The sequence below is a fragment of the Parasphingopyxis sp. genome (assembly GCF_052168275.1).
GTDB lineage: Bacteria > Pseudomonadota > Alphaproteobacteria > Sphingomonadales > Sphingomonadaceae > Parasphingopyxis.
In genome coordinates this window covers 1-2,532 of sequence record NZ_JBQLZM010000099.1, presented here as the reverse complement: position 1 = coordinate 2,532, position 2,532 = coordinate 1, and the positions used below count along the sequence as shown (strand labels likewise).

General features: G+C 67.4%; 3 protein-coding genes. All 3 read left to right on the top strand.

The features are described from left to right. Positions 1–169: 169 nt before the first annotated feature. Positions 170–1,855 (top strand): DNA polymerase III subunit gamma/tau, encoded by a 1,686-nt coding sequence (locus ACTS1X_RS08740; protein ID WP_442614003.1) that lies wholly within the window; start codon positions 170–172, stop codon positions 1,853–1,855. 18 nt (positions 1,856–1,873) lie between these two features. Continuing rightward, complete coding sequence (locus tag ACTS1X_RS08735) at positions 1,874–2,197, top strand: YbaB/EbfC family nucleoid-associated protein (protein WP_442614002.1); 324 nt, start codon at positions 1,874–1,876, stop codon at positions 2,195–2,197. A gap of 76 nt (positions 2,198–2,273) precedes the next feature. After that, positions 2,274–2,532 (top strand): hypothetical protein (locus ACTS1X_RS08730; RefSeq protein ID WP_442614001.1); only part of this gene is annotated, 259 nt, incomplete at its 3' end.

Here is a 2,532-nt window from a genome sequence, read left to right as displayed (position 1 = left end):
CCTCCCGGCCTCCCAACAGGGTACACTCAATGGGAGGCCGGGAGGGGGTGCGGGCTGGTGCGGCGCTCAACCGCTAGGTTGAGTCTGACCAGCATATCCTCACCCGGTTCCCAACAAGAACCCGCATAACCCTTTCGACATGACGCGCCGCAGGGTCTAGTCTCCGCTCATGTCCGATTCCCAGGAGACGATGGAGCCCGCCGCCGATACCGGCCCCGGGCTCGGGCTGGACGAACCGGCCCGGCCCGCACCGCCGGCAGGCGCGCAGCCCTATCGCGTGCTCGCCCGTAAATACCGCCCGCAGAGCTTCGATGCGCTGATCGGCCAGGACGCGATGGTCCAGACGCTCGGCAACGCGATCAAGCGCGACCGGCTGGCCCATGCCTTCCTGCTCACCGGCGTGCGCGGGGTCGGCAAGACATCGACCGCGCGGCTGATCGCCAAGGCGCTCAACTGCATCGGACCGGACGGCGAGGGCGGGCCGACGATCGATCCGTGCGGCCAGTGCGAGCCCTGTGTCGCGATCGCCGAAGGCCGGCATATCGACGTCGTCGAGATGGACGCCGCCTCGCACACCGGCGTCGACGATGTGCGCGAGATCATTGAGGCGGTTCGCTATTCGGCGGTCTCGGCGCGCTACAAGGTCTATATCATCGACGAAGTGCACATGCTGTCGAAGAATGCGTTCAACGCGCTGCTGAAGACGCTTGAGGAGCCGCCGCCGCATGTGAAGTTTCTCTTCGCGACGACCGAGGTCAACAAGGTGCCGGTGACGGTGCTGTCCCGCTGCCAGCGGTTCGATCTCAGGCGCATCCCGGCGGATCGGCTCGCCGAGCATTTCCGCTGGATCGTCGGGGAGGAGGGTGCCGAAGCCGAGGACGAGGCGCTGGCGCTGATCGCGCGCGCGGCCGAGGGGTCGGTGCGCGACGGGCTCTCGATCCTCGACCAGGCGATCGCCCATGGCCCCGAGGGCGTGACCGCGGCGCAGGTCCGCGAGATGATCGGCCTGTCCGACCGCGGCGCGGTGCGCACGCTGTTCGGCCAGCTGCTCGCGGGCGACGCCCGGGCCGTGCTCGCGACGGTACAGGACCAGCACGATCTCGGCACCGATCCGGCGTCGCTATTTCGCGGGCTGCTCGAGACCGCGCACGGCATCGTTCGCGCCAAGGTGGGCGGGGCCGACGATCCGGCGCTCTCGGCCGAGGAACGCGAGGCGTTTTCCGACTGGGCGAGCCGGCTCGGTTTCGCCGCGCTGCATCGCATCTGGCAGCTGCTGCTGAAAGGCCTGCACGAGGTCGAGACCGCGCCGATGCCGATCGAAGCCGCGGAAATGGCGCTGCTCCGGATCGTCCATGCGGCGGGGCTGCCCGATCCCGGAGAACTCGCGCGCAAGCTCGAAAGCGGTGAATTCGGTACGGCTGCCGCGCCGGCGACAAGCCCCGCGGGCCCTGGCAGAGGGGCGCAGGGCGCTTTTCCGGCCGATTATGCGGCGCTGGTCAGGCTGGTCGCCGAGAGTCCGCACGACGATGCGAGCTGGAAGACGGCGCAGTTCCTCGAGCGCGACGTCCGGCTGGTCCGATACGAACCGCCCACGCTCGTCGTCCGCCCGCTCAAGCCGCGCGACGAGGAGTTTTTCCGCGATCTCGGCCGGTTGCTCCGCGAGGAAACCGGCCAGACCTGGACCATCGAGACGAGCGACGCGGAGGGCGAACCCAGCCTGCTCGAACAGGAACAGGCGGCGGCGAGCGCGGAACGCGAGGCGGTGCTGCAGTCGCCGATGGTGAAGGCGGCGTTCGAAGCGTTTCCCGACGCCGAACTGATCGATTACAAGCTGGCCCCCGGTGGCAGAAGCTGACGCAAGAGGAGCTGACCCGTGCAGAATTTCGAAGAGATCATGAAGGCCGCACAGAATGTGCAGGAGGAACTGCAAAAGGCGCAGGCGAGCCTCGAGAATATCGAGGTGGAGGGCGTATCGGGCGGCGGCCTCGTCAAGGTCCGCGCCAGCGCCAAGGGCACGATCAAGGGCGTCGAGATCGACGAATCCCTGATGAAAGCCGAAGAAAAACAGGTGCTGGAGGACCTGATCGCCGCCGCGCTGAACGATGCGCGCGGCAAGGCCGATGCGGCGAGCCAGGAGGAAATGAGCAAGATGACGAGCGGCCTGCCACTCCCGCCCGGCTTCAAGCTGCCCTTCTAGGATCGATTCAGCATATCGTTCGGGAACTTCCCGTCGCGAGAGCCGTTTTTCGCTCCATCATCAGGGAGACGAAGTCATGGCCGAAGAGAAGATTACCGAACGCGACGACGGCGTAACCACCGAGCGCACGATCGAACGCAGCGACGATGCGGACAAGACCGTGATTATCGAACGCCGGGGCGGCGGCGCGGGATGGGTGATCGCGATCATCCTGCTCGTCGCGGTGATTGGCGGCGCCTATTTCCTGAGCCAGAGCGGCGCGCGCGAGGCGGTCGAGACCGAGGCGATCACCGAGGCGGCCGAGAATGTCGGCGATGCGGCGCAGCAGGTCGGCG

Coding starts and splice junctions, on each gene's coding strand:
- ACTS1X_RS08740 (WP_442614003.1), top strand. CDS start 170: ATGTCCGATTCCCAGGAGACGATGGAGCCCGCCGCCGATACCGGCCCC.